The organism is Actinophytocola sp. (genome assembly GCF_045807065.1).
Classification (GTDB): domain Bacteria; phylum Actinomycetota; class Actinomycetes; order Mycobacteriales; family Pseudonocardiaceae; genus Actinophytocola.
The window spans coordinates 1-4,264 of record NZ_JBJMIE010000186.1; the positions used below are offsets into that span (position 1 = coordinate 1).

The 4,264-nt window shown below is 70.0% G+C and carries 7 protein-coding genes; 4 read left to right on the plus strand and 3 right to left on the minus strand.

Going from position 1 to position 4,264, the window contains the following annotated elements; all coding sequences use genetic code 11:
* Positions 1–59 precede the first annotated feature (59 nt).
* Complete coding sequence (locus ACJ73U_RS10730) at positions 60–359, minus strand: type II toxin-antitoxin system Phd/YefM family antitoxin (protein WP_407777411.1); 300 nt, start codon at positions 357–359, stop codon at positions 60–62.
* A 153-nt stretch (positions 360–512) separates the two neighbouring features.
* On the opposite strand from ACJ73U_RS10730, the gene ACJ73U_RS10735 reads away from it, so the two are divergent.
* From ACJ73U_RS10735 to ACJ73U_RS10750, 4 genes are read left to right on the plus strand one after another with little or no spacing between them, the layout of a single operon-like run.
* Positions 513–956, plus strand: coding sequence for a YbaB/EbfC family nucleoid-associated protein (locus tag ACJ73U_RS10735; protein ID WP_407777412.1), 444 nt, complete (start codon positions 513–515; stop codon positions 954–956).
* Positions 956–1,276, plus strand: a complete 321-nt coding sequence (locus ACJ73U_RS10740) for an ESX-1 secretion-associated protein (protein WP_407777413.1) — start codon at positions 956–958, stop codon at positions 1,274–1,276. Before ACJ73U_RS10735 ends, ACJ73U_RS10740 begins: the two co-directional genes overlap by 1 nt.
* Positions 1,276–2,352: a hypothetical protein gene (locus ACJ73U_RS10745; RefSeq protein WP_407777414.1), complete on the plus strand. Its 1,077-nt coding sequence runs from the start codon at positions 1,276–1,278 to the stop codon at positions 2,350–2,352. Before ACJ73U_RS10740 ends, ACJ73U_RS10745 begins: the two co-directional genes overlap by 1 nt.
* A gap of 8 nt (positions 2,353–2,360) precedes the next feature.
* A complete protein-coding gene (locus ACJ73U_RS10750) occupies positions 2,361–2,954 on the plus strand; it encodes a hypothetical protein (protein ID WP_407777415.1) in 594 nt (197 codons plus the stop codon).
* 75 nt (positions 2,955–3,029) lie between these two features.
* Here ACJ73U_RS10750 and ACJ73U_RS10755 read toward each other — a convergent pair whose 3' ends face one another.
* Together ACJ73U_RS10755 and ACJ73U_RS10760 are read right to left on the minus strand one after the other, a co-directional pair.
* Positions 3,030–3,557 (minus strand): YbaB/EbfC family nucleoid-associated protein, encoded by a 528-nt coding sequence (locus ACJ73U_RS10755; protein ID WP_407777416.1) that lies wholly within the window; start codon positions 3,555–3,557, stop codon positions 3,030–3,032.
* Between the two features lie 181 nt (positions 3,558–3,738).
* On the minus strand, positions 3,739–4,264 hold a 526-nt coding region (locus ACJ73U_RS10760), incomplete at its 5' end, for a decaprenylphospho-beta-D-erythro-pentofuranosid-2-ulose 2-reductase (protein WP_407777417.1).

The window sequence follows — 4,264 nt, forward strand, 5'->3', positions numbered from 1 at the left end:
ATCCGCGGACTCCGCCTCCTCGAAGACCAGCTTGACCAGCGCGGACGTGTCGAGGTAGATCACTGGCGCTCCGACCGCAGCTCGTCGAGAACCTCGGCGCTCGACGGGCTGGACGACGACGGCCGCACACGCCGGGGCAGGCGGATGTTGCCGCTACCGCTGCGCGGCGGGACCAACCGGCCTTCGGCCACCAGCCGGTCCACCGGGTCGCCACCCGGCTTGGGCACGATCATGCCGATCGTCCTCCCGTTCCTGGTGATCTCGATCGTGTGACCGAGCTCCACCTTCTCCAGGTAGTCCTTGAGGTTGTCACGCAACTCCCGAATCCCCACTCGCTCCAAGTCCTCATCAACGGCCATGCGAAAAGTGTACGCAGTTAGGTACACAGGTGTCACCTCGGCATGAGGAACCGTGGTTCTGCCTGATCCAGACAATCGGCGTCGGAACGATCGCCTCGCGACATCCGTCACAGGGATGATCACGTGACCGCGCCGACCGTCGGGGAGTCGTGAATGACCGCTGAGTTCGACCAGCTGGTGGCCGAGTTCGAGCAGTTCCAGGCCCAGATCAAGAACATGGACGACCGGTTCGAGCACCTGGCCGGAATGCAGGGTGAGCTGGAGAACCTCGAGGTCAGGGCCACGTCGCCGGACCAGTCGATCACCGTGGTCGCCGGGCCGGGCGGGTCGGTCACCGACATCCGGCTCACCGACGACGCGCTTCGGCTCGGTGCGGAGCAGCTCAGCGCCGACCTGATGGCGACCGTGCGGGAGGCCGTCGCCGACGCGGCGCGCCGGCAGGCCGCGGTCGTCGAGGAGTTCGCCGGCGGGCCCGTGCTGGACCAGGTGTTGGAGACGCAGTCCGAGGTGACCGGCGTGCCGGTCGAGGAGCTGCGGGAGAAGGTCCGGCGGCCAACGGATGACTACCTCCGTGACTTCGACGAGGAGGAGTGCTGATGAGTGACGACGGCTTCCACGTCGACCTCAAGGGCATCGACGGCTACGCGGGCAAGCTGTCCGGCGACACGGCCCTGGCCAGCGAGGTCAGTGGCCTCGTCGCCCAGTCCGACGTCGGCGACCAGTCGTGGGGCATCGTCGGGCTGTTCGTGAAGTCGAAGTACACCGAGATGCTCGGCGACCTCGACGAGCTGCTCGGTGACATGAAGGACGGCCTGCGGTCCGGCGCGGACAAGATGACCGCGTGCGCCCAGACCTACCGCGACATCGACACGGCCATCGCCAAGATCTTCAACGACGCGCTGAAGGGCGGTGCGTGATGGCCGAGACGCACACCGGGCAGCTGTCCGGCATCACCGTCAGTGAGGAGATGGGCTACGGCGAGAAGGTCGCCCGCGGCCTACCGGTCGTCGGCGGCGCGGTCAGCCTCGGCCTCGCGATGAGCGCGGGCGACTGGCGCGGCACGACCGTCAGCGCCGTCGGGTTCATCCAGTCCTGCAAGGACACGGTCACCGGCATCGCCACGGACCCCCTCGGCTGGCTCATCGGGCAGGGTCTCGGCTTCCTGATCACCGTGGTCCAGCCGCTGCAGGACCTGATCCACTTCGTCAGCGGCGACGGCCCGGCCCTGATGAACGCGGCGTCGAACTTCAACAAGATCGGCCAGGGCCTCGCGCAGTACGGCGAGAAGTTCGTCCAGGACATGCGGGAGCAGCTCAAGGACTGGCAGGGCATGGCCAAGGACGCGGCCCAGGCCCGGCTGGAGCGCTTCGCCACCGGCATCGGCGGCACCGCCGGCCAGGCCGGGGACATCGCGCAGCTGCTGCAGATCTCCAGCATGGTCATGACGGTCATCGAGGAGTTCATCAAGGCCCTGCTCACCGAGTTCGCCGAGTGGCTGATCCTCATCTGGATCCCCGCCCTCGCGGCGGCCGCCCCCACCTTCGGTGGCTCGATCGCGACCGCGTGGACCGGCACGTTCGCCAAGGGCGCCACGACGAGCGCCAAGGCGACGCGACAGGTCAGCAAGCTGCAGAAGGTCCTGAACATGCTGAAGGACCTGCTGGCGAAGCTGCGGACGCTGATGACCAGGACGAAGGACTTCTTCAAGCAGGCCGGCACCGCGAGCAGGACGTTCGGGCAGACCGTGCGCATGCAGTCGGCGCTGGGCGCCCGCGAACGGGGCGACGCGGCGGGCAAGCTGCTCGACGACCTCGACAACGTGAAGACGTTCCCGCAGCGCCTCGGCGAGACGGGCGCGGACAGCCTCAAGAGCCAGTACACCGACCGCGGCAAGCTCGCCCGCAACGCCAACAACGCCTGGCAGGCCGGCGAGTACGACGCCACCGGCGACGACCAGTCGGTCGAGGAGTCCGCGGACGACCTCAACGTCTAGTGGGCTTCGTGGCGGCGTGGGACTGGCGGGCCTGGAGCCTGGCGGTCCCACTCGTCGCGGTGACCGGCTGGTTCGCCTTCCGCTGGGTGTCGGCGCTGGCATTCCGCCACGTCCTCCTGGGCGGACTGGCCCGTCGACACGGCTGGCACGTCGACCTGCCGGCGGTGAACGGCCGGACCGCGTTCGACGAGCAGGAACGCCGCCGCCGCGGGGAGGCGTGGGCGCTGCTGCGGAGGGGCCGGATCAGCGAGGGCTACCGAACCGGCGTCTTCGGCAGGACCCACACCGGCGCCTGGCACCCCGAGCTGACGGTGACCGGCGTGTGGTGCGGCCGCCGGTTCACCGCGTCGCAGATCCGTCGCTACGAGGTGACCAGCGGGGAGACGACGCGGCGGAAGGTCCGTAGGCGGGCGTCGCTCACGCTGGCGGGATCGTTCCCGGCGGCCGAGGTCCGGACCCGCTGGCCCGCCCGGTTCCGCGGCTACCGAGCCGACGGCGGGGGCATCTCGATGGAGCTGGGTCCGCGCCTACGCCGCGGTCGCCTGCTGGCCGCGCTGGCCTACCTCAGCGACGCGGCGGACGGCCTGTCTCGAACGCCGTGACGTGTCCCTCGCGCGGCAGGAGATCCGCGGGGATCACCATCGAGCTGGCTGAGGTGACCGGTCGCCCAGGGAAGGTCAGCGGCCGAAGAGGTCGTCGTCGGTGAAGTCCTCGTCGTCGTCGCTGCGGTGGCGGGTCGGGCGGCGAGGGGGCTCCGGAGGCGGGTCGAACTGTGGCCGCGGGGGCGTGAGAGGGTCCCGCCCCGGCGTGGTCTCCTCGGCGAAGGAGTAGCTCGGGCCGTCCGGCTCCTCGTCCTCCTCCTCGGGGATGTAGCCGGTCAGCATGCGCAGGGCCTCGTGGTCGGGGCCGCCGAGCGGGGCGAAGGCCTCCGCGACGTTCACGGCCGCCGCGCGTTGGGCCTTGCGGGCCAGCGCCATGATCTTCTTGGCCAGTTCGGCGCCGTTGCCGCGCCACGCGGACTCGTCGATGCGCAGGTCCGACAGCGAGCCGTTCGGTGCGACCGTCACGCTCAGCGAACCGTCGGGGGACGTCTCGGTCGCGCCCGAGCGCTCGAGGTCCTGTTGGAACTGCTCGGTCTTGGCCTTGACATCCGCGATCTTGGCGTTGAAGTTCTTCAGCCACTCTTCCGGCGTTGGCAACGTCACGCGCCTGAGCATAGAGAACCCGCGAACGCCAGGGGGTTCCGATCACGGTAATCGTGCGTGTACTCTCCGTTGTTACTTGCGCCTGTGCAAGTTGCAGAAAGGTTGCCGGCGTGCCCCACGTTGCGCCGGCCTCGCGGGCCGTCCTCCGGAGCGCGGCGACTGGCGGCGGACGGCCCGCGACCTAGATCGGCAGCCGGCGGAAGATCGCCCTCGGGATGTGCCGGAAGACCGTCATCACCAGGCGCCACGGCGCCGGCGCCCACACCAGCTCCTTGCGCTTGGCCACGGCGGCCACGGCGATCTCGGCCACCGCCTCGGGCGTCGTCGCCAGCGGCGTCGGCTTCATGCCGGAGGTCATCCTGGTGTGGACGAACCCGGGCCGCACCACCGTGACGGAGATGCCCTCGCTCCGCAGTGCCTCGCCGAGGCCCAGGTAGAAGCCGTCCATCCCGGCCTTCGTCGAGCCGTACACGAAGTTCGCGCGCCGCACCCGCTCGCCGGCGACCGAGGACAGCACCACGACCCGGCCGTGCCCCTGCCGCCGCAGCCGCTCCGCGAGCGCCACGCCGACCGACACCGCGGCCGTGTAGTTGACCTGCGCCAGCTCGACGGCCTTGGCATGGTCCTGCCACACCTCCTCGGCGTCGCCGAGCAGGCCGAACGCCACGACCGCCACGTCGATGTCGCCGTCGCTGAACGCCTTGTCC